This window comes from Streptomyces sp. NPDC097981, assembly GCF_040302565.1.
Classification (GTDB): domain Bacteria; phylum Actinomycetota; class Actinomycetes; order Streptomycetales; family Streptomycetaceae; genus Streptomyces.
The window spans coordinates 210,877-229,850 of sequence record NZ_JBEORW010000001.1 but is presented as its reverse complement, the minus strand read 5'-3'; the positions used below and the strand labels follow the sequence as shown (position 1 = coordinate 229,850).

The following is an 18,974-nucleotide window of genomic DNA, read 5'->3' as shown; positions in this document are numbered from 1 at the left end:
CCCTTCGGATCCGCAGGCGAACACCGGCTGCAGCAGCAACTCGGACTGTGACGAAGGCTTCGGGCGTATGACAGCCCGCGAAGCCGTCGACACCATCGCCAACGCGCTCACCGGAGCCGAGAGGGCCAACCACCAAACGGGCGGGCCGGCGCGGCTGCGACCTCCATGGCTCCGGACGCGCGGAAGGCCGCCCTCTCATGAGCGAGAGAACGGCCTCCGACCTGCGTTTCCGCATGGTCGGGACGACAGGATTTGAACCTGCGACCCCTTGACCCCCAGTCAAGTGCGCTACCAAGCTGCGCCACGTCCCGATGCCCGCTGACCTGGGGTTTCCCCTGGTTGAACGCGCAGGAGAACAATACCGCACTTCGCGGGGTGGTCGCGCGCACCTTTCCCGGGCCGGGTCGCGCCACGCAGGCACTTGACCTCAAGTTCACTTGAGGTTGAATGATCGATGCATGACACAGGCAACAGCGGACACGGGATTCCGCTACCAGGATCTGAGCCGGCTCATGGGGCTCATGACCGGGGCCGAGAAGCACGGGCCCGCCGCCACCTCCACGCTCGACGTGCTGTGGGTCCTCTACGACAGGGTGCTGCGGGTGGATCCGGCGGCCGCCGGGGCACCCGGGCGGGACCGGTTCCTGCTCTCCAAGGGGCACGGGCCGATGGCGTACTACGCCGTGCTCGCCGCCAAGGGGTTCTTCCCCGTCGACTGGCTGAGCGGCTTCGGCTCGTACGGGTCCCCCCTCGGGCACCACCCGGACCGCACCCTGGTCCCCGGAGTGGAGATCGGCAGCGGCTCGCTCGGGCACGGGCTGCCGCTCGCCGTCGGCAGCGCCCTCGGGCTGCGGGCGCAGGGGCTGGCGGACCCGGCGGTGTGGGTGCTGATCGGGGACGCGGAGCTCGACGAGGGCAGCAACCACGAGGCCCTGGCGTACGCCGGCTCGGCCGGGCTGGAGCGGCTCCACACCGTGGTGATCGACAACGACTCCGCGACCCACGGCTGGCACGGCGGGATCGCCTCCCGCTTCGAGGCCGCCGGCTGGTCGGCGACGACCGTCGACGGCCGGGACCACGCGGCGCTGCACGCCGCCTTCACCGCACCGCATCCGGGCCGGCCGCACGCCGTCGTCGCCCGCGTCGAGAAGAAGCAGTAGCAGGAGCAGAGGCAGTAGAGGTCAGGGGAGTCATGGACACCATGCGGGAACGCTTCATCTCGGTCACGTCGGGCGCGCTCGACGAGGACCCGCGGCTGGCACTCGTGCTCGCCGAGATCACCATGGACGGGTTCCGGCCCGCCCAGCGGCGCAACCCGGACCGGGTGATCAACGTCGGGATCAGGGAGCAGCTGCTCGTCGGAGTCGGCGGAGGGCTGGCCCTCACCGGGCTGCGGCCGGTCGTGCACACCTTCGCCAGCTTCCTGGTGGAGCGGCCGTTCGAGCAGATCAAGCTGGACTTCGGGCACCAGGGCACGGGCGGGGTCCTGGTCAGCGCGAGCGCCAGCTACGACTGGCCGGCCGGCGGGTTCACCCACATGGCGCCGGGTGACGTGGCCCTGATGGACACCCTCGACGGCTGGACGGTCCACGTGCCGGGGCATCCGGACGAGGCCGAGGCGCTGCTGCGCCACGCCTACGCCGCCGGGGACGACAAGGTGTACGTCCGGCTCTCACAGCAGTCGAACGCCGCCCCGCGCCCGGTGGACGGCCTGCGCTGGCGGACCGTACGGGAGGGAGGCCCCGGGGCTGGTGTCGTCGTCGCCGTGGGCCCGCTGCTGGACAATGTCCTCGCCGCGACGGAAGGGCTGGACGCGACCGTGCTGTACGCCGCCACCGTGCGGCCCTTCGACGACGCCGCCCTGCGCGCGGCCGTGGGCCGCGGCACGGCCGACGTGGTCCTCGTCGAGCCGTACCTCGCCGGCACCTCCACCACGGCCGCCACCCAGGCTCTCTGCGACATCCCCCACCGCGTCCTCGGCCTCGGCGTCGGCCGCGCCGAGCTCCGCCGCTACGGCACGATCGAGGAGCACACCGCCGCGCACGGCCTGGACCCGCACTCGCTCCGCGAGCGGATCAGCGCCTTCCTCCGCTGAGGCCCGCCAGTGCGGCGAGGCCCCCGGTCACTCTCCGGCCGGTTCCGGATGGGCCGCCGCCAGACGCCCGGTACTGACAGCCGCCCCCAGACTCCGGCGGGTCAGCCCGCGCGCAGGGCGTCCTCCCGGGCGTGGATGATCTCCACCAGCTCTGCCGCGAGGGACTTGGCCGTCGCCAGCCCCTGCGTTCCCCAGCGGCGCGGCTCCAGGTCCACCGCGCACACCGTGCCCAGGACCATCCCCTGCCGGTCGGTCAGCGGCGCGCCCACGTACGACCGGACCCCGCTCTCGTCCACCACCGCGTTGCCGGCGAAGCGCGCGAAGTCCCGTACGTCCTCCAGCACCAGCGCCCGACGCCGCACCACCACGTGCGGGCAGTACCCGTGGTCCCGGGGCAGCGCCCGCGCCGGGTACCCGCTCACCGGGGCGTCCGGCGCGTGGTGCAGCCCGGCGAAGAACTGCCGTTCCTCGTTGATGAAGTTGACCCCCGCGTACGGTGCCGCCAGGACCTCGGCGATCCGCCGGGCGAAGGCGTCGAGTTCCGTGTCCACCCGCTCCCCCAGGCCCAGTTCGCGCAGCCGGACGGTGCGCGCGGGCGCCGCCCGGTCCACCGGCGTGAGCAGCAGGTGTCCGGTCGACTCGTAGTACGTCATCGCGGTTCTCCCCCATCCCAAGGCTTCGCTGAGTTTGCCGACTTGTCCGTTGCCGCGGTGAAGAGCAGGTGGTGGACCAGGGCGGCCAGGGTCCCCGTCCCGGAGCTCGTCAGCCGTGCGTCGCACCGTACGACGGGCACTTCCGGCCCGAGCCCCACCGCCTCGCGGACCTCTTCGGCGGTGTAGCGGTGGCCCTCGTCGAACTCGTTGACGGCGACTATGAACCCGATGCCGCGCCGTTCGAAGAAGTCCACCGCCGGGAAGCAGTCGGCGAGCCGCCGGGTGTCCACGAGCACCACCGCACCCAGCGCGCCCGCGCACAGCTCCTCCCACAGGAACCAGAAGCGCTGCTGCCCCGGCGTGCCGAAGAGGTACAGGACGTGCCGCTCGTCCAGGGTGATCCGGCCGAAGTCGAGCACGACGGTCGTCGACGTCTTCGTCTCGACCCGGTCAAGCGGATCGGGGCCCTCGCTCAGCCCGCTCAGCAGCTCTTCCGTGCACAGCGGCTCGATCTCGCTCACCGCGCCCACGAAGGTCGTCTTGCCCGCCCCGAACCCGCCCGCGACCAGGATCTTCAGCGTCGCGGGCAGGACGGGGGCCGAGCGGGTGTCACAGTCGTCGGCGTAGACCATCGAGCACCGCCCGGAGCAGGTTCTGGTCGTCGTCGGCCACGTATCCGCCGCCCGGGAACCGCGGCGCCTGCACCGTGACGGCGCCGTGTTCCATCAGGTCGGACAGCAGTACCTTCACCACCACCGTCGGCAGCCGCAGCTGCCCGGCCACCTCGGCGACGGTGACGGCCGCGGAGCCCGCGCACAGGCGCAGCGCCAGGGCGTGCTCCGCGCCGAGGGGGCCGCGCGGTCGCACCCCCGTCGCCGTCACCAGGGACAGCAGGTCGAGGGCGGCGGCCGGCCGGGTCCGGCCGCCGCTCGCCGTGTACGGGCGCATCACCCGGCCCGCCGAGTCGTCGAGCCAGGGCGTGTCGCGCGGGGCCCCCATGCCGTGCGCGGCGCGGACGCACATCACTGCGGCTCGCCGGCGGGCCGCCGCGGCGGGGCCGCCAGGTACGGTCGGACGCTCTTGACCAGCATCGCCATCTCGTAGCCGAGTACGCCGGCATCGGCCTCCCGGTCGGCCAGGACGGCCAGGCAGGTGCCCGCACCGGCGGCCGAGACGAACACGAGCGCGCTGTCGAGCTCGACCACCACCTGCCGGACCTCCCCGCCGTCCCCGAACCGGGATCCGGCGCTCCGCCCGAGCGAGTACAGCCCGGACGCCAGTGCCGCCAGGTGGTCGGCGCTGTCGTTGTCGAGGCCGTGCACGCACGTGACGAGGCCGTCCGCGGTGAGGAGTACCGCGCTGCGCGTGGAGGGGACCCGCTGGACCAGGCCGCCGAGCAGCCAGTCGAGATCCGAGAGCCGACTGGTCGTGGTCGCCGCTTCGCCGCCCATGGTGGTGCGCTCCTTGCCGGTGTGGGAGGTCGGGGTCATGGCTGGTTCTCCGACCGGGCGAGACCTGAGCCCCGTTGGAAGGCGGCCATCAGGCCCGGGTCGTGCACGGGTTGTTCGGGTTCGCCGGCCCGCCGCGGGGCGGGGGCGTCGCGCAGCTGCGGGGCGAGGTGGTACTGGGCCCGGCGGCGGGGCAGGGGCGGCCGGTCCGGGTCCGTCCGGGCGGCCGGTACGGACACCGTCACGGGGACGGGCGGCCGGGCCGCCGACACGGGCTCGGGGGCAGGGGCGGGCTCGGGGGCAGGGGCAGGGGGGTACGCGGGAGCGGGCGCCGGGGGGGCCGGCTCCCGCACGGCCGGCGCCGCTCCCGGGGCCGGGCCGCGGCTCATGCCGTGGGTCGCGTCCCGCCGCGGATCCGGTCCGAGGTCCGGCGTCGTCTCCGCGACCGGCGCCGCCTGCGGCTCCCGGAGGTCCGTCACCCGGCCCGCCTGCCCGGTCCCCCGCGCCGCCCTCGGGCGCGTACGCGTGTCCGGGCCCGGTACGGGTGGTGCCCCCCAGACCGGCACGGTCGGCGGCTGCAGCTCCGGCACGGGCTGGGGCCGCGGCACGAGCCGCGGCTGAGGTGCGGGAAACGGTGCCGGCCGCGGCACGGCTGCCCGTACGGGCTCCAGCGCGGGCATGCCTGCGGTCCCCTCCCCGGTCCCCCACGAGGTGGCCCGGGAGCCGCCGAGCGCGTCGGCGGCGCCGGGTGCCTCCGCCCCCAGCAGCTCCTGGGGCAGCACGAGCACGGCGAGCACGCCGCCGTAGATGTTGGACTTGAGCTCGACGGCGATCCCGTGCCGGCGGGCCAGCGCCGAGACCACGAACAGGCCGATCCGCCCGTCCGCCAGCAGGTGCCGGACGCTGATCTGGTCGGGGTCGACGAGCAGTGCGTTCATCCGGTGCTGCTCCGCGGCCGGCATGCCCAGCCCGCGGTCCTCCACCTCGACGGCGATGCCCGCGGTGACCCGCTCGGCGCGCACCACCACGTCGGTGTCGGGGGCGGAGAACACCGTGGCGTTCTCGACCAGTTCGGCCAGCAGGTGCACCACGTCGGCGACGGCGTGGCCGCGGACGGTGCCGCCCGCCGGGGGCACCACCTTGACCCGCGTGTACTGCTCGACCTCCGCGACGGAGGAGCGCAGCACCTCGCTCAGGTCGATGGGCCGGGTCCACTGGCGCCGGGAGGCGGCGCCGCCGAGGACGGCCAGGTTCTCCGCGTGGCGGCGGATCCGGGTGGCGAGGTGGTCGACGTGGAAGAGCTCCTTGAGGAGGTCGGGGTCCTCGACCGTGTCCTCCAGCTCGTCGAGCAGCGAGATCTCCCGGTGCACGAGTGACTGGAGGCGGCGCGCGAGGTTGACGAAGACCTCGACCTTGCGGTCGCTGTCGCACGGCACGGCCGGGCCGGCCAGCCGTACGAGGGTCGTGTGCGCGAGTTCGCGGGCGCCGCGCAGCTCCTGGGAGAGCAGCCAGAACTCGTCCACCCGGGCCGGGTCGACGCCGGGCGGCGGCGCCGTCGGGCCGCCGCGGATCGGGCGGGCCGGCGGCTCACCCCGCTCCAGCCGTTCGGCGGCCGCCCGCAGCTCCTGCCGTCCGCGCACGCTGGAGCGGCGCAGGGCCTCGCAGCGGTCCCGGACGGCCTTGGCGGTGCGCTGGGCCCCGAGGAGGGCGGCGGCCAGTGCGCCGGCGACGAGCAGGGCGCAGCCTGCCAGGAGCGGCCACAGCCTGGCGTCCCGCGCCCCCGCGCCCCCGCCGAGCTGCAACGTGAAGATCACCGCGGCGGTGCCGATGAGCCCGGCGGCGAGCGTGGGCAGCAGGGCGGCACGGACCAGCTGGGGGTGTATCTGCCGGACGGGACCGGTGACGGCGTGTCTCGACGGGGCGTGGCGGGCGGCGCGGAGTCCGGACATCGGCGTCCTCTACGTGGGGCCCGGGCCCCCAGGGGTTCCGGGGCCCGGCGTTGATCAACCCACGCTAGACCGCACGATCACGCCCCTGAAAGCCAGTTGGGGAACTTCACCGGGGTGCTTCCCGCTCCCGATGGAGCGCTCGTACGGCAGCCCGAATCCGCCGGGGGCGTGCGTGCGCAGCGGCCGCGAGCGACGCACACCCCCTGGCTGCCGGGGTCTCCCGGCCGGCGTCTACGAGCCGACGGCCTCCGGTTCCTCGTGGGCCACGGCGGGGGGCCGTCCGGTCCCGGCCGGGCGGGACGGCGCCGCGGGGACGGGCGGGGCGGACGAGGCCACGAACGGGCGCCACCACGGTTCGCCCGGGGCGTCGGCGGCGCCCGGCTCGAACGGCTGACCCGGGACCGGCAGCGCGACGGCCGCCCCGGTGGCCTCGGCTGCGGCCACGGTGCCCTCGCCGGGCTCGTCCCACGGGTGCAGGGCCAGGTTGAACGTGCCCCAGTGGATCGGCAGCATGGTGCCGTGCGGGATCCCGCCCTGGAGGTCGAGGTGGGCGCGCATGCCCTCCTCGGGGGTCATGTGGATGTCGGGCCAGTACTCCGAGTACGCACCGATCTGGATCATGGTGGCGTCGAAGGGGCCGTGCTCGGCGCCGATCTCCCCGAACCCGGGGAAGTAGCCGGTGTCACCGCTGTGGAAGATCCGGTGCTCGTCGCCCGCGACCACCCAGGAGGCCCACAGGGTGTTCTGCTGGTTGCGCAGGCCGCGCCCGCAGAAGTGCCGGGCCGGGGTCGCCGTCAGCGAGAGCCCCGCGATCTCGGTGCCCTCGTTCCAGTCGAGCTCGCGCAGCCGGTCCGGCGGCACCCCCCAGCGCTCCAGGTGGGCGCCGACGCCGAGGGGGACGGCAAAGACCGTGTCCGTACCGGCCAGCTCCTTGATGGTGGGCAGGTCGAGGTGGTCGTAGTGGTCGTGCGAGATCACCACGGCGTCGACCGGGCCCAGCGAGGCGAGCGGTACGGGTACGGGGTGCAGCCTCTTGGGGCCGGCGAACGGAAAGGGAGAGCACCGCTCACCCCACACGGGGTCGAACAGCACCCGCCGCCCGTCGATCTCCGCGAGTACGCCGGAGTGCCCCATCCAGGTCAGACGCAGCCCGCTGACCGGAGGTTTGGCCAGCTCGGCGAGCGTCGTCGGGTACACCGGGATCGGTGCGCCCGGGTTGCGCCGGATCCGCTGCTCCTTGTGGAAGTAGATCTTGGCGAACTCCAGCATGGAGCCGGAGGGCCTGGTCCGGGCCCCGACCGGGTTCTGGAAGACGCCGTCGGCGAAGTTCGGCGAGCGCAGGATCCGCTCCAGGCGAGCGCCGGACGGATCCGCGCCGAATGCTTCGGGACGCAGGGCGCGCAACCGTGGACGCAGGGGACGGGAGCCGGTCAAAGCGCCTCCTGGGAGGGTGGGGCGGATGGGCGTGAGAGGCCGTACGAAGTACCGGTCTATCACCATGCCAACGCGCACCGGCCCCGAAGGATTCCGCCGCGCGCACCCCTCCCCGTGCACCCCTCCCCGTGTTACCCCTCCCCGTGTTACCCCTCCCCGCACTCCCCTCCCCGTTCCCCGCTGCTCCGGCCGGGCTACAGCGGCAGCAGGTCCGGGCGCTTCGCCTCGACGTGGTCCCCGGAGGACTCCCCGCGCAGCCGCCGCCCGATCCACGGCACGAGGTGCTCCCGCGCCCACTGGATGTTGTCCCGGGTCACGTCCACCGAGCCGCGCGGCTGTTGCGGCGGCCACGGCTGGTCGGGGTCGGCCGGCACCTCCAGCCCCAGCACCTGGGCGGCGCGCAGCGCGACCCGGGTGTGCCCCTCGGGCGAGAGGTGCAGCCGGTCGTCGTCCCAAGCGCGCCGGTCCTGTACGGACTTCAGCGACCAGAGGTCGAGCACCGGGCAGTCGTAGCGGTCGGCGATCGCGCGCACATGGGCGCTGTACGTGGCCACCTTGCCCCGGAGGTGCTTGAGGACCGGCACCCCGCGGGTGTCGAAGCCCGTGGTGATCATGACCTGGCCGACGGCTCCGGTGAGGTCGGCGACGGCCGCCTCGAACCGCTCCGCCACGTCGTCCGGGTCGCTGCCGGGCCGGATGATGTCGTTGCCGCCCGCGCAGAAGCTCACCAGGTCCGGTGCGAGCTCCTTGGCCCGGGGGACCTGTTCGGCGACGATCTGGTCGAGGAGGCGCCCCCGCACGGCCAGGTTCGCGTACCGGAATTCATGTTCCTCGCGCTGATCGGCCAGGAGTACGGCCAGCCGGTCCGCCCAGCCGAGAAAGGTCTCCCCGGGCCCCGGGTCCCCCACACCCTCGGTGAAGCTGTCCCCGATCGCCGCGTACGAGCCGATGGTCTTGAGTGTCGTCTTCGTCGCTGCCACGAGACCCCATCCTTCACCCCTGCACGTGACCTACGCCACCGTAGGAAGGGGTTGACGGACCGTGATCTATACCACCCGGTCGGTACGGAATAACAGGGCGTGAGGCCGGAACCCCCCTCGGGTCCCGGCCTCACGTGTCAGGTTGCCCCTCCGGCGGCGAGGGCCGTCAGATGCTCACTCCCTTGGAGCGGAGGTAGGCCAGCGGGTCGATGTCCGAGCCGTAGGACGGCCCGGTGCGGATCTCGAAGTGCAGGTGCGGGCCGGTCGAGTTGCCGGTGGAGCCGGAGAGGCCGATGGTCTGGCCGGCGGTCACGCTCTGGCCGGCCGAGACGTTCAGCTGGGACAGGTGGCCGTACTGGGAGTACTTGCCGTCCGCGTGCCGGATGACGACCTCGTTGCCGTACGCGCCGCCCCAGCCGGCGGAGACCACGGTGCCCGCGCCGACGGCCCGGACGGTGGTGCCGGAGCTCGCGATGAAGTCGACACCGGTGTGGTAGCCGCTGGACCACATGGCGCCGGGGGTCTTGTACTGGGTGGAGATCCCGCCGCCGGAGACGGGGGCGACGAAGCCGGCGGCGCTGACCGCACCGGCGGCGGACCCGCTCTTCTTGGCGGGTGCAGGTGCGGCGGCGGGGGCCGGCGCGGCATCCGCGGAGCCCTTGCCGTGGGGGGCCGGGGACTTCTTCTCCGGGGCCGGAGCGGACTCCTCGGCCGGGGCCGCCTCGCCCGGCGCACCCAGGGTCAGCTTCAGCCCGGGGTGGATGAGCGACGGGTTACCGCCCACGGCCTCGCGGTTGTCGGCGTACAGCTGCTGCCAGCCGCCCGAGAGGTGGCGGTCCTGGGCGATCTTGGAGAGGTAGTCGCCCGGCACGACCGTGTAGACGGCCGGGGCGGCCTGCGCGGCAGCGGCGGGCGCGGCCCGGAACTCCGTCGGAGCCTGCGGGGCCTGCACGGGAGCCGCGGCGGGTGCTGCGGCCGGGGCTCCGGCCGCGTGGGCGCCGGCGGCACCCAGCAGCGGCAGCGCGAGGGCCGCACCACCGGTGCCTGCAACGGCGAAACCGCGCGCCATGGAACGGGACTTGGGACGGCGGTGCTTACCCTTTGCAGGCATGGCGAATTCCTCTCCGTCGCCTGCGAGGTGAGCTGTCGGGTTCGGACGGGAGATGCCCGGCCGCACATGAAAGGAACACGTACGACTTCACCCCGAGCCGTCCCGGTACAAAGATCGGGAACAGCGACTTACCTGGTTCCCCCGCTCCTGCCGCGCGCGTGAATAGTCGAGTGCGGTTTCCGGACGGTGGCAGGATTCGGCGGTCCGTCCGGATCGATCGCGAAGGTAATCCAGCGCGGCCGCAGGGAACAAGCCGTGAATTTCCTGACGGATTCACAGGACGCGGAATCCGAAGGAATTCCGGTCACCCTCCGTCCATTCCCCGCCGCCAACGACCGCCCCGGCCCGGCCATTCGACTTTGACGATCAGGCACGCACGGTCACCGTATGATCTGCCTCACGGGGCTGCGCCCGATCTCGCCTCCGGTTATGGCAAGTTGGCCCCAAGCAGCGCAATCCGGACATCCCACCACGACGCGGAGGAATTCCCGTGACCCAGCAGATACCCCAGCCACCGCGGATGGACCCCGTGCCGGAGCCTCAGCTGGCCGGAGTACGCAACTTCCGTGATGTGGGTGGCCTGCCGACCGCCGACGGGCGACGGGTCAAGACGGGACGACTGTTCCGTAGCGGACATCTGGCACATGCCACCGATACCGATACAGAATTTCTCGCATCGCTCGGCCTGCACACCATCTTCGACTTCCGCAACGGCGCCGACCACGCCCTGGAGGGTCTCGACGTCGAGCTCCCCGGCGTGCGGAACGTCAACATCCCGCTGTCGGATCCGGCCGACGGCAAGGAATTCTGGAAGATGGTCCGCGACGGCGACCTCGAACAGCTCCGCGGCCTCCTCGGCAACGGAAAGGCCGCCGCCCGGATGACCCACTCGTACCGCTCGATGGTCAAGAACCGCACGGCCGAGCACAGCCGGGTCGTGCACGCCCTCGCCGAGGACAGCATTCCGGTGCTGATGCACTGCGCGGCCGGAAAGGACCGGGCGGGGCTTTCGATCGCCGTCACCCTGCTCGCGCTGGGCGTCGAGCGCGAAGCGATCACGGCGGACTACCTGGAGTCCAACGCCCCGCACCGCCGCTACCGCGTGCACCGCGGCAGCAGCGCGCCGGAGGCCCGCTCCCCCGAGGTGATGGAACTGCTCGCCCCGCTCTTCGACGCGCGCGCCGAGTACCTGACGGCGGCCTTCGACACCATCGACGAGCACTGGGGCGGGGTCGAGCAGTACCTCGCCGAGGGCCTCGGCCTCACGCCCGAGACCCTCGACCGGCTGCGGGACCGGCTGCTCGACTGAGGACGAGGACCCGGCCGGAAGCCGAGCAGGCCGTCAGCCGCCGCCGACGGCCTGTTTCACCAGCGTCCTGCCGAAGTCCCACATCAGCCCGCCGCCGCCGTGCGCCTCGTCCATGACCTGGCGGAAGGCGCCGACGAACCGGTCGACGTCGCGCTCGTCCACGATCAGCGGCGGGATGAGCTTGATGACCTCCAGATGGTCGCCCGACACCTGCGTCAGGATCCGGTGCTTCTGCAGCAGCGGCACCACGACCATCTGCGCGAAGAGCCCCTTGCGTGCCGCCTGGAGCATGGTCCACCGGCTGCGCAGCCCCAGCGAGGACGGCCGCCCGAACTCGATGCCGACCATCAGGCCCCGCCCGCGCACCTCGTGGAGCAGCTCGTACTCGTCCACGAGCGCGGCGAGCCGTCCGCGCAGCAGGTCGCCCATCGCGAGGGCGTTCGCGACGACCGACTCGTCCTCCATGACGGAGATCACCGCCAGCCCGGCCGCCATCGCCTGCGCGTTGGAACCGAAGCTGGCGGAGTGCACCAGGACCCGGTCCATGGACGAGTAGACGCGTCTGAAGATCCAGTCCTTGCCCAGGGTCGCACTGACCGGGACGTAGCCGCCCGAAAGGGCTTTGGCCACGCATACCAGGTCCGGTTCCACGCCTGGTTCGTGCTGGTACGCGTAGAAATCGCCGGTCCGGCCGAGGCCCGTCTGCACCTCGTCCGCGATGAGCAGCGCCTTGTGCCGGTGCAGCAGCTCCTGCGCCGCGAGCAGGAACCCGGGCGGGGCGGCGAGCACGCCCTTCCCCTGGATCGGCTCGACGACGAAGGCGGCCACGTCGCCGCGCTTCAGCTCCCGCTCCAGCGCGGCCAGGTCACCGAGGGCGATCTTCGTGTCGGGCAGCAGCGGCGCGAAGCCGTCCCGGAACCCGCCCTCCCCGTTGACCGAGAGCGAGCCCGTGGTCAGCCCGTGGAAGGCGTGGTCGCAGTAGAGGACCCTGGGCCGCCCGGTCGCGTACCGGGCGAACTTCAGGGCGGTCTCCACGGCTTCGGTGCCGCTGTTGCCGAAGAACACCCGCTCCAGGTGCGGGCTGTACGAGAGCAGCTTCTCCGCCAGCAGCCCGGGCAGCGGCTGGCAGTCGAAGCGGGTCAGGTCGGCCAGTTGTGCGTCCAGGACGTCGTGCAGGGCCTGCCGGACCACCGGGTGGTGCCGGCCGAGGCCCATCACGCCGAAACCGGCCAGCATGTCCAGGTAGTCGTTTCCGTCGGCGTCCCAGAAGTGGGCGCCCTCGGCCCGGACGTAGACCTTGTCGAAGCCGATCGTGTGCAGCATCCGCGGCAGCTGGTGGTTGAGGTGCCGTGCGTGCAGCTCGTAGCGCTCCGCGCCGCGTTCGGCCAGCAGGGCGCCGAGGTCGAATCCCTTGCCTCCTTCCGGTGCCGGCGTCATGCCGGCTTGCCCCGGTTGCCGCCGAGGGTCTCCCGGGCCGCCCGCAGGGACTCCTTGAGGGAGCCCATGGTGGCGAGGACGGCGGTGGGCTCGTATCCGCAGTGCGCCATGCAATTCGCACAGCGCGGGTCCTTTCCGCGGCCGTACTTGCTCCAGTCGGTGTCCTCGATCAGCTCCCGGTACGTCGGCACGTAGCCGTCGCTCATCAGATAGCAGGGGCGCTGCCAGCCGAAGAGGGAGTAATTGGGAATGGCCCAGGCGGTGCAGGGGAAATCGGCCTTGCCCTCCAGGAAGTCGAGGAAGAGCGGGGAGTGGTTGAGCCGCCAGCGTGCCCGGTTCCCGCCCGCGAATGCCTTCTTGAAGAGTTCCCTGGTCTGTTCGACCCCCAGGAAGTGTTCCTGGTCGGGGGCCTTTTCGTAGGCGTAGGCGGGCGAGATCATCATTTCGTCGACCTTGAGGTCGTCATTGAGGTAGTTGAGCACCTCGATGATCGTCTGCGGGGTGTCGGTGTTGAAGAAGGTCGAGTTGGTGGTGACCCGGAACCCGCGGCTCTTCGCCTCCTTGATGGCGGCGACCGCCTCGTCGAAGACGCCTTCCTTGGCGACCGACTCGTCGTGCCGTTCGCGCAGCCCGTCGATGTGCACGGCGAAGGCGAAGTACGGGGACGGGGTGAACTTCTCGATCTTCTTGCGCAGCAGCATCGCGTTGGTGCAGAGGAACACGTACTTCCGCCTGGCCACCAACTGCCGGACGATCTCGTCGATCTGCGGGTGCATCAGCGGCTCGCCGCCCGCGATGGACACCATGGGCGCGCCGGACTCCAGTACCGCGCCGACCGCCTGGGCCACCGGCATGCGCTGCTTGAGCACGCCTGCCGGGTGCTGGATCTTCCCGCACCCTTCGCAGGCCAGATTGCAGGCGTAGAGCGGTTCCAGCTCGACGATCAGCGGGAACTTCTCACGCTTGCGGAGCTTCTGTTCGAGAAGATACGTCCCGACCCTGATGGTCTGTCGCAGTGGCATGGCCATCTGACTCACCTCCTGGGGAGCAGCAAAGAACGGTGCCAGTCAGCAAACGCGGGCAGTACGGCACGCAGTACGCGGAAGGCCGATATTCCACCGCGGAACGTGCCGATACGGACGAGCTCATGCTCCGGAGCGTCCACGATCACCCGGACGGCCGCAACCGGACGGTTCCGGCCATGTGCGGCGGCCCGGGTGGCCGTCCACAGGGTGGCCGCGGACTCCATGTCGACCGCGATGGCGCCGGTGGCGCGCAACCGGGCGCGCTCCTGGCCGCGGACGACGTGGTCGGATCCGGTCAGTACGCCGGTGTGCACGGTCCGGCCGGGAGCGGCCCGGGCCAGTGCCTCGGCGAGCAGGACGGTGCCGTCGCAGGTGACACTGCCCCGCGGATCCCGGGTCTCCTCGGCGACGACCAGGTCGCCGGGGCTCATGCCGGGGACCAGCCCGGCGCAGAACCCCGTGGCGAGGACGGGGGCCAGGCACAGCCCCGGCTCGGAAAGCGCCCGTCCGACGGCCCGCTCGGCGGCGCGCGGCCCCATGCCGGTGCGCAGGACGGTGTGGCCCGGTCCGGTGCGCGTCGCGGCGCGGCCGCCGCCGCTGCGCAGGGCCGCCTGTTCGATGCGCAGGGCGCAGGCGACCAGCATCGGGGCCTGCGGTCCGGGCGGCCCGGCCCGGTCGGCGGCCATCAGGCCTCCCCCGGCGCGAAGGGTTCGCCGTACAGGTAGCGGCCGAGGGCGGTCAGCGGGAACACCTGCCGGTACAGGTGGTAGTTGATGGAGAAGTCCCAGGGGAAGCCGGTGCCGGTGAAGTACGGTTCGTCCCAGGAGCCGTCCGCCTGCTGGGTCTCCACGAGGTACGCGATGCCCCGCTCGACGGCCTTGGCCTCCCGCTCCCCCGCCGAGAGCAGGGCCATCAGCGCCCACGCGGTCTGCGAGGCGGTGGAGGCGCCCTTCCCGGCCCACGCCGGGTCCTTGTACGAGCGCTGGTCCTCGCCCCACCCGCCGTCCTCGTTCTGTACGGATTCCAGCCAGCGCACCGCCCGCCGGACGGCCGGGTGCGCGGGGGCGATGCCCGCGGCCGTCAGGGCCGGGACCACCGACCCCGTTCCGTACACGTAGTTGGTGCCCCAGCGGCCGAACCAGGCGCCGGTGGGCTCCTGTTCGTCCAGCAGCCAGGCGACGGCGCGCCGGGTCCGCGGGTCGGCCGCCTTTCCCTCGGCCGCGAGCATCTCCACCACGTGCGCGGTGACGTCGGCCGACGGGGGGTCGATGACCTCGCCGAAGTCGCAGAACGGCAGCCGGTTCGGGAACGGGCTGGTGTTGTCGGCGTCGAAGGCGCCCCAGGCCCCGTTCCCGGACTGCATGCCGAGGTTCCAGGAGACCCCGCGGGCAATGGCCGCCTCGACCCTGGCCGGTTCGGGGTGCCTGATCCGGCGCAGGGCGAGGACCACCTCGGCGGTGTCGTCGATGTCGGGGTAGGTGTCGTTGTGGAACTCGAACGCCCAGCCGCCGGGAGCGAGTCCGGGCCGCCGGACCGCCCAGTCACCGGTACGGACGATCTCCTCGCCGAGCATCCAGTCGGCGGCCTTCACCAGGGCGGGGTGGTCGGGCGGCAGGCCCGCGTCGGCCAGGGCGATGGCGGCGAGGCAGGTGTCCCAGACCGGGGACTGGCAGGCCTCGATCATCCGGGCGCCGTCCTCGCGCCACACCGCGAACCGGTCCAGGGACTCCAGGCCGGCCCGCATGACCGGGTGCGCGAGGTCGTACCCGAGCAGGTGCAGGGCGATGACGGAGTACACGGCCGGTGGCTGGATCCCGCCCCAGCAGCCGTCGTTCTCCTGGCGCTCGACGATCCAGCGGGCTGCGGTGTCCATCGCGGCCTTGCGCAGCCGGCGCGGGGCGAAGCGGCGGTAGACGTGGAGGAACTTGTCCATCCGCTGGAAGGCGCCGGCCCAACTGGCCACCGGGGCCGGACGGACGGGGGGATACGGCCTCGTTGCGTCGGTGTGCAGCTCGTCGAGGGCGAACGGGGCCGGACGGACGGGGCGCTTCGCGGAGACCACGGTCAGCGGCACGATGGTCTGGCGGGCCCAGCAGCCGAAGTCGTAGATGTTCAGCGGCACCCACGGGGGCAGGAAGACCAGTTCGGGCGGGAGTTCGGGCAGGTGGTCCCAGCTCCACCAGCCGAACAGGGCCAGCCAGATCCGGGTGAAGACGCGGGCGGCGGCGATCCCGCCGTGGGCCCGGATCCAGGCCGAGGCGAGGGCCATGTGCGGGGTGTCGGGCGCGTCTCCGGCGAGCCGCAGGGCGACGTACGCCTCGATGGTGGCTGAGAGTTCGGGCGGCCCGCCGTGGAAGGTGGCCCAGGTGCCGTCCGCACGCTGTTCGCCCCGGATGAAGAGGGCGGCGGCCTGCGTGGTCGCCTCGTCCCGGATACCGAGGAACTGCCGCAGCAGCAGGTCCTCGGCGTCCATGGTGACGTTGGTCTCCAGGTCGCCCTTCCACCACCCGGCCGCGTCCTGGCGTGCCAGCAGGTGTCGGGTCGCCCGCGCGGCGGCGTCGTGGACGCCCTGCATCGCGGCGGGAGCGCCGCCCGGCTCGGGCCGGCCGGCCGGGGCCGGGCCGGGGGTGGTGTCATCCGGGCCGGCGCCGGGGGTACCGGCGCCGTCGGTCGTCGCTGTCATGGCTTCCCCTTACGTGGCAGTGTGCTCTGCTGTGCTGGGGTATGCCGTCGGCCGGACGCTCCTGTCAGGTGGCGCCGGCCGGCGACTCGCGAGTCATATCCCTGCTCGGGTGCCGATCACCTCTTGCGCACGACGACGAAGTCGGCGAGGGCGACGAGCTGTTCGCGCACCCGCTGCGGCATGTCCACGTCGTCCAGGGCGCGGATGGCGATCGCGTGCTGGCGGCGCGCCTCCTCGGCGGTCCACTCGCGCCCGCCCGCGGCCTCGATGAGTGCGGCGCGGTGCGCGAACTCCTCCTCCGAGAAGTTCGCGAAGTCGTTGCTCTTGGCGTCCGCGGCGAGCAGCTGCGCGAGCTCCTCGCACGCGGGTCCGCCCGCCGCGAGGGCGGCGACGACCGGCAGGGACTTCTTGCGCTGGCGCAGATCGCTCCAGGTCTGCTTGCCGGTGGACTCCGGGTCGCCCCAGATGCCGAGGAGGTCGTCGACCGCCTGGAAGGCGAGGCCCAGGTGGTAGCCGTACTCCTCCAGCTTGTCGGCCGTACGGTCGTCCGCGCCGCCGAGGACGGCGCCGATGGAGACCGCGCAGGCGAGCAGGGCGCCGGTCTTGTTGCCTTCCATCTCCAGGCACTCCTCGACGCTGACGCGCTCGCGGTGCTCGTAGGAGATGTCCTGTGCCTGGCCGTCGATGAGCTTGCGGCTGGCCGTGGTCAGCCTGCGTGCGGCGCGGCCCGCCTCGACGGTGCCGAGCTCTAGCAGGACCTCGTTGGCGAGCGCGAAGAGCGCGTCGCCGACCAGGATCGCAAGGGCCGGACCGTGCACCTTCCAGACCGTGTCGCGGTGGCGGCGCTGCTCGTCGCCGTCCATCAGGTCGTCGTGGAGCAGCGAGAAGTTGTGCACCAGCTCGACCGCGACCGCGCCCGGGATGCCTACCTCGGCCGCGGCCCCCGCCGCCTCGGCGGAGAGCAGCGCGAGGGCGGGGCGGACGGCCTTGCCGCCGTCTCCGTCGGCCGCGTTGCCCTCGGCGTCGATCCAGCCGAAGTGGTACGCGGCAACGGTGTCCATCGGCGCCGCGAGCCGGTCGACTGCGGCGCGGAGCACGGGGGTCGACAGCGTGCGGCCGCGCTCCAGGAGGGCGATCGTGTCCGCCTTCTCGACGCCGGCTCCGGCTGCGCCGTTGCCGGCGTCCGTGTTCTCGACAGCCGGATTCCCCGGGTTCACTGGCTCTCCTCTGTGTCCTGTACGTGCTGTTCCGGTCGTGCTGGTGGTCGTCATGCCGCCTCCTGCAGGGGGTGCTCGCGGTGGCGGCCGAGTGCGGCGAGTGCGGCGTGGGCCGCGCTCAGTCCGCTGCGGACGGCACTCTCCATGGTCGCGGGCCAACCGGTGGCGGTCCACGCACCGGCGAGGTAGAGGCCCGGCGTGTCGGTCCGCGCTCCGGGGCGCAGCCGGCCGACGCCGGGGGTGGGGGCGAACGTGGCCGTCCGCTCCCGGGTGACGAAGAAGTCCCGTACCTTGGCGCCCCGTGCGGCCGGCAGCAGCCGTTCGAGCTCGGGCAGGTACTTCGTGCGGAGCACCGAGACGGGCTCGTCGATGTCGTCCTGGGCGACCGACTGGGACAGCGCCAGGTACTGGCCGCCGTCGGGCAGCCCGGAGGCGTCCGTGCGGTCGAAGACCCACTGGACCGGGGAGCCGAGCGCGGCGAAGAAGGGCTGCCTGAGCACCTTGCGGTCGTAGACCACGTGGACGTTGAGGATGGGCGCGGTGCCGATGTCGAGGAGCTTGTCCGGGTCGGCGAGGGCGCCGGGCGGCAGCAGTCCGTGCGCCTCGCGCTGGGGGACGGCGAGGACGACCGTGCCCGCGTCCAGGGACCGGCCCTCGGTGTCGACCCGCCAGTTCCCGTCCGGGGTACGGGAGAGGCAGGTGACGCGGGTGCGCAGTTCGGTGCGTACGCCGGCTGCGTCGAGCGCCTTGCGGGCGAGGGTGTCGTGCAGGTCGCCGAGGGGGACGGTGGCCCAGCCGATGTCGGCGGCGCCGTTCTCGGAGAGCAGGCCGGTCTTGAAGACCATGGCGGCCAGGCCCAGCGAGGACCGGTCGGCGGTCGCGTTGAGCGTGGCGATGCCGACGAGGTCCCAGAGGGCCTCGATGGTGCGCGGGCTCTGCCCGTACCGCCCGAGCCAGGTCGCGAAGTCCACGCCGTCCAGCGCCGGGTCGGCGGGGTCGAGCCGGCGCAGCGCGAGGGCGGCGCGGCCGACGCTCGCCCGCTCGGCGAGCGAGAGGTGCGGGTAGCGGGCCAGGGAGCCCGCCAGGTGCAGGGGTACGGGCAGGGCGCTGCGGCGCAGCCGGCCCAGGCGCGGCCCGCCGGGGTGGGCCACGTCGAGCACGGGTACGTCGAGCCGGTCCTGGAGCGGTGCCAGGGCGGCGCCGTCGACGCGGTCGAGGAACCACCGGTAGGCGGTGCAGCAGCGCAGGTAGACGTGCTGGCCGTTGTCCACGGTGAGCTCGCCGCGCTTGAAGGAGAACGCGAGTCCGCCGAGCCTCGGGCGTCCTTCGAGCAGGGTGACCTGCAGCCCCGCGTCGGCGAGTTCGAGCGCGGTCGTCACTCCGGCGAGGCCGCCGCCGATGACGACGGCGCGGTTGTCGCTGCCGCTCATGCGCCCTCCCCGGTGCCGTGGCCTGCAGCGCCCGCCGGGAGAGACGCGGCCGCCCCGGCAGGGGTTGCACCGGCGACGGCGGCGGTCCGGCGCGGCTGTGCAACGCCCCGCGGTCCGGCCGCGGACGTCCAGGCGGGGCCGGCGGGTCCGTGCGCGCCGGTGCGCGGCGGCCGGGCAGGGCCGGGCGCCCCGCCGGGCCTGGG

General features: G+C 72.9%; 17 protein-coding genes, 1 tRNA gene and 1 riboswitch. Of the genes, 3 read left to right on the top strand and 15 right to left on the bottom strand.

Annotated elements, in window-relative coordinates; all coding sequences use genetic code 11:
• Window positions 1-234 precede the first annotated feature (234 nt).
• A tRNA-Pro gene (locus tag ABTY04_RS01015) sits at window positions 235-311 on the bottom strand.
• A gap of 147 nt (window positions 312-458) precedes the next feature.
• Here ABTY04_RS01015 and ABTY04_RS01010 point away from each other — a divergent pair.
• Both ABTY04_RS01010 and ABTY04_RS01005 read left to right on the top strand, forming a co-directional pair.
• A complete protein-coding gene (locus ABTY04_RS01010) occupies window positions 459-1,160 on the top strand; it encodes a thiamine pyrophosphate-binding protein (protein WP_352211170.1) in 702 nt (233 codons plus the stop codon).
• A 32-nt stretch (window positions 1,161-1,192) separates the two neighbouring features.
• Entirely contained in the window at window positions 1,193-2,095 is a 903-nt protein-coding gene (locus tag ABTY04_RS01005) for a transketolase family protein (RefSeq protein WP_352211169.1), read from the top strand.
• Between the two features lie 101 nt (window positions 2,096-2,196).
• Here the strand turns inward: ABTY04_RS01005 and ABTY04_RS01000 are convergent, their stop codons facing one another.
• The 8 genes from ABTY04_RS01000 to ABTY04_RS00965 form a co-directional block, all read right to left on the bottom strand.
• Window positions 2,197-2,748, bottom strand: coding sequence for a GAF domain-containing protein (locus ABTY04_RS01000; protein WP_352211168.1), 552 nt, complete (start codon window positions 2,746-2,748; stop codon window positions 2,197-2,199).
• A complete protein-coding gene (locus ABTY04_RS00995; protein ID WP_352211167.1) occupies window positions 2,745-3,380 on the bottom strand; it encodes a GTP-binding protein in 636 nt (211 codons plus the stop codon). Before ABTY04_RS00995 ends, ABTY04_RS01000 begins: the two co-directional genes overlap by 4 nt.
• Window positions 3,358-3,747: a DUF742 domain-containing protein gene (locus ABTY04_RS00990; protein WP_352211294.1), complete on the bottom strand. Its 390-nt coding sequence runs from the start codon at window positions 3,745-3,747 to the stop codon at window positions 3,358-3,360. Before ABTY04_RS00990 ends, ABTY04_RS00995 begins: the two co-directional genes overlap by 23 nt.
• A 23-nt stretch (window positions 3,748-3,770) precedes the next feature.
• The gene (locus ABTY04_RS00985) at window positions 3,771-4,199 is read right to left on the bottom strand and encodes a roadblock/LC7 domain-containing protein (protein ID WP_352211293.1); all 429 of its coding nucleotides are present in this window, start codon (window positions 4,197-4,199) and stop codon (window positions 3,771-3,773) included.
• Between the two features lie 35 nt (window positions 4,200-4,234).
• Window positions 4,235-6,145 (bottom strand): ATP-binding protein, encoded by a 1,911-nt coding sequence (locus ABTY04_RS00980; RefSeq protein WP_352211166.1) that lies wholly within the window; start codon window positions 6,143-6,145, stop codon window positions 4,235-4,237.
• A gap of 231 nt (window positions 6,146-6,376) precedes the next feature.
• A complete protein-coding gene (locus ABTY04_RS00975) occupies window positions 6,377-7,579 on the bottom strand; it encodes an MBL fold metallo-hydrolase (protein ID WP_352211165.1) in 1,203 nt (400 codons plus the stop codon).
• A gap of 194 nt (window positions 7,580-7,773) precedes the next feature.
• Entirely contained in the window at window positions 7,774-8,559 is a 786-nt protein-coding gene (locus ABTY04_RS00970; RefSeq protein WP_352211164.1) for an SGNH/GDSL hydrolase family protein, read from the bottom strand.
• Window positions 8,560-8,725: 166 nt separating this feature from the next.
• Window positions 8,726-9,670, bottom strand: coding sequence for a LysM peptidoglycan-binding domain-containing M23 family metallopeptidase (locus ABTY04_RS00965; protein WP_352211163.1), 945 nt, complete (start codon window positions 9,668-9,670; stop codon window positions 8,726-8,728).
• 2 nt (window positions 9,671-9,672) lie between these two features.
• Window positions 9,673-9,849, bottom strand: a riboswitch (cyclic di-AMP (ydaO/yuaA leader).
• 311 nt (window positions 9,850-10,160) lie between these two features.
• On the opposite strand from ABTY04_RS00965, the gene ABTY04_RS00960 reads away from it, so the two are divergent.
• Window positions 10,161-10,979: a tyrosine-protein phosphatase gene (locus tag ABTY04_RS00960; protein WP_502996525.1), complete on the top strand. Its 819-nt coding sequence runs from the start codon at window positions 10,161-10,163 to the stop codon at window positions 10,977-10,979.
• 33 nt (window positions 10,980-11,012) lie between these two features.
• On the opposite strand, the gene ABTY04_RS00955 is transcribed toward ABTY04_RS00960, so the two are convergent.
• The 6 genes from ABTY04_RS00955 to hpnE form a co-directional block, all read right to left on the bottom strand.
• The gene (locus ABTY04_RS00955) at window positions 11,013-12,416 is read right to left on the bottom strand and encodes an aspartate aminotransferase family protein (protein ID WP_352211162.1); all 1,404 of its coding nucleotides are present in this window, start codon (window positions 12,414-12,416) and stop codon (window positions 11,013-11,015) included.
• Entirely contained in the window at window positions 12,413-13,444 is a 1,032-nt protein-coding gene (gene hpnH, locus ABTY04_RS00950) for an adenosyl-hopene transferase HpnH (protein ID WP_352211161.1), read from the bottom strand. Before hpnH ends, ABTY04_RS00955 begins: the two co-directional genes overlap by 4 nt.
• A gap of 5 nt (window positions 13,445-13,449) precedes the next feature.
• The gene (locus ABTY04_RS00945; protein WP_352211160.1) at window positions 13,450-14,127 is read right to left on the bottom strand and encodes a phosphorylase family protein; all 678 of its coding nucleotides are present in this window, start codon (window positions 14,125-14,127) and stop codon (window positions 13,450-13,452) included.
• Window positions 14,127-16,124 carry a squalene--hopene cyclase gene (gene shc / locus ABTY04_RS00940; RefSeq protein ID WP_352211159.1) on the bottom strand — a complete coding sequence of 666 codons (1,998 nt, stop codon included), beginning with the start codon at window positions 16,122-16,124 and terminating at the stop codon, window positions 14,127-14,129. Before shc ends, ABTY04_RS00945 begins: the two co-directional genes overlap by 1 nt.
• A gap of 116 nt (window positions 16,125-16,240) precedes the next feature.
• Window positions 16,241-17,341 (bottom strand): polyprenyl synthetase family protein, encoded by a 1,101-nt coding sequence (locus ABTY04_RS00935; protein ID WP_502996524.1) that lies wholly within the window; start codon window positions 17,339-17,341, stop codon window positions 16,241-16,243.
• A gap of 50 nt (window positions 17,342-17,391) precedes the next feature.
• Complete coding sequence (gene hpnE, locus ABTY04_RS00930; protein ID WP_352211157.1) at window positions 17,392-18,771, bottom strand: hydroxysqualene dehydroxylase HpnE; 1,380 nt, start codon at window positions 18,769-18,771, stop codon at window positions 17,392-17,394.
• Between the last annotated feature and the right edge of the window lie 203 nt (window positions 18,772-18,974).

What these genes read in the sequence shown, in the direction of transcription:
- ABTY04_RS01010 (WP_352211170.1), top strand. Translation starts at nt 459, where the DNA reads ATGACACAGGCAACAGCGGACACGGGATTCCGCTACCAGGATCTGAGC.
- ABTY04_RS01005 (WP_352211169.1), top strand. Translation starts at nt 1,193, where the DNA reads ATGGACACCATGCGGGAACGCTTCATCTCGGTCACGTCGGGCGCGCTC.
- ABTY04_RS01000 (WP_352211168.1), bottom strand. Translation starts at nt 2,748, where the DNA reads ATGACGTACTACGAGTCGACCGGACACCTGCTGCTCACGCCGGTGGAC.
- ABTY04_RS00995 (WP_352211167.1), bottom strand. Translation starts at nt 3,380, where the DNA reads ATGGTCTACGCCGACGACTGTGACACCCGCTCGGCCCCCGTCCTGCCC.
- ABTY04_RS00990 (WP_352211294.1), bottom strand. Translation starts at nt 3,747, where the DNA reads ATGGGGGCCCCGCGCGACACGCCCTGGCTCGACGACTCGGCGGGCCGG.
- ABTY04_RS00985 (WP_352211293.1), bottom strand. Translation starts at nt 4,199, where the DNA reads ATGGGCGGCGAAGCGGCGACCACGACCAGTCGGCTCTCGGATCTCGAC.
- ABTY04_RS00980 (WP_352211166.1), bottom strand. Translation starts at nt 6,145, where the DNA reads ATGTCCGGACTCCGCGCCGCCCGCCACGCCCCGTCGAGACACGCCGTC.
- ABTY04_RS00965 (WP_352211163.1), bottom strand. Translation starts at nt 9,670, where the DNA reads ATGCCTGCAAAGGGTAAGCACCGCCGTCCCAAGTCCCGTTCCATGGCG.
- ABTY04_RS00955 (WP_352211162.1), bottom strand. Translation starts at nt 12,416, where the DNA reads ATGACGCCGGCACCGGAAGGAGGCAAGGGATTCGACCTCGGCGCCCTG.
- hpnH (WP_352211161.1), bottom strand. Translation starts at nt 13,444, where the DNA reads ATGGCCATGCCACTGCGACAGACCATCAGGGTCGGGACGTATCTTCTC.
- ABTY04_RS00945 (WP_352211160.1), bottom strand. Translation starts at nt 14,127, where the DNA reads ATGGCCGCCGACCGGGCCGGGCCGCCCGGACCGCAGGCCCCGATGCTG.
- shc (WP_352211159.1), bottom strand. Translation starts at nt 16,124, where the DNA reads ATGACAGCGACGACCGACGGCGCCGGTACCCCCGGCGCCGGCCCGGAT.
- hpnE (WP_352211157.1), bottom strand. Translation starts at nt 18,771, where the DNA reads ATGAGCGGCAGCGACAACCGCGCCGTCGTCATCGGCGGCGGCCTCGCC.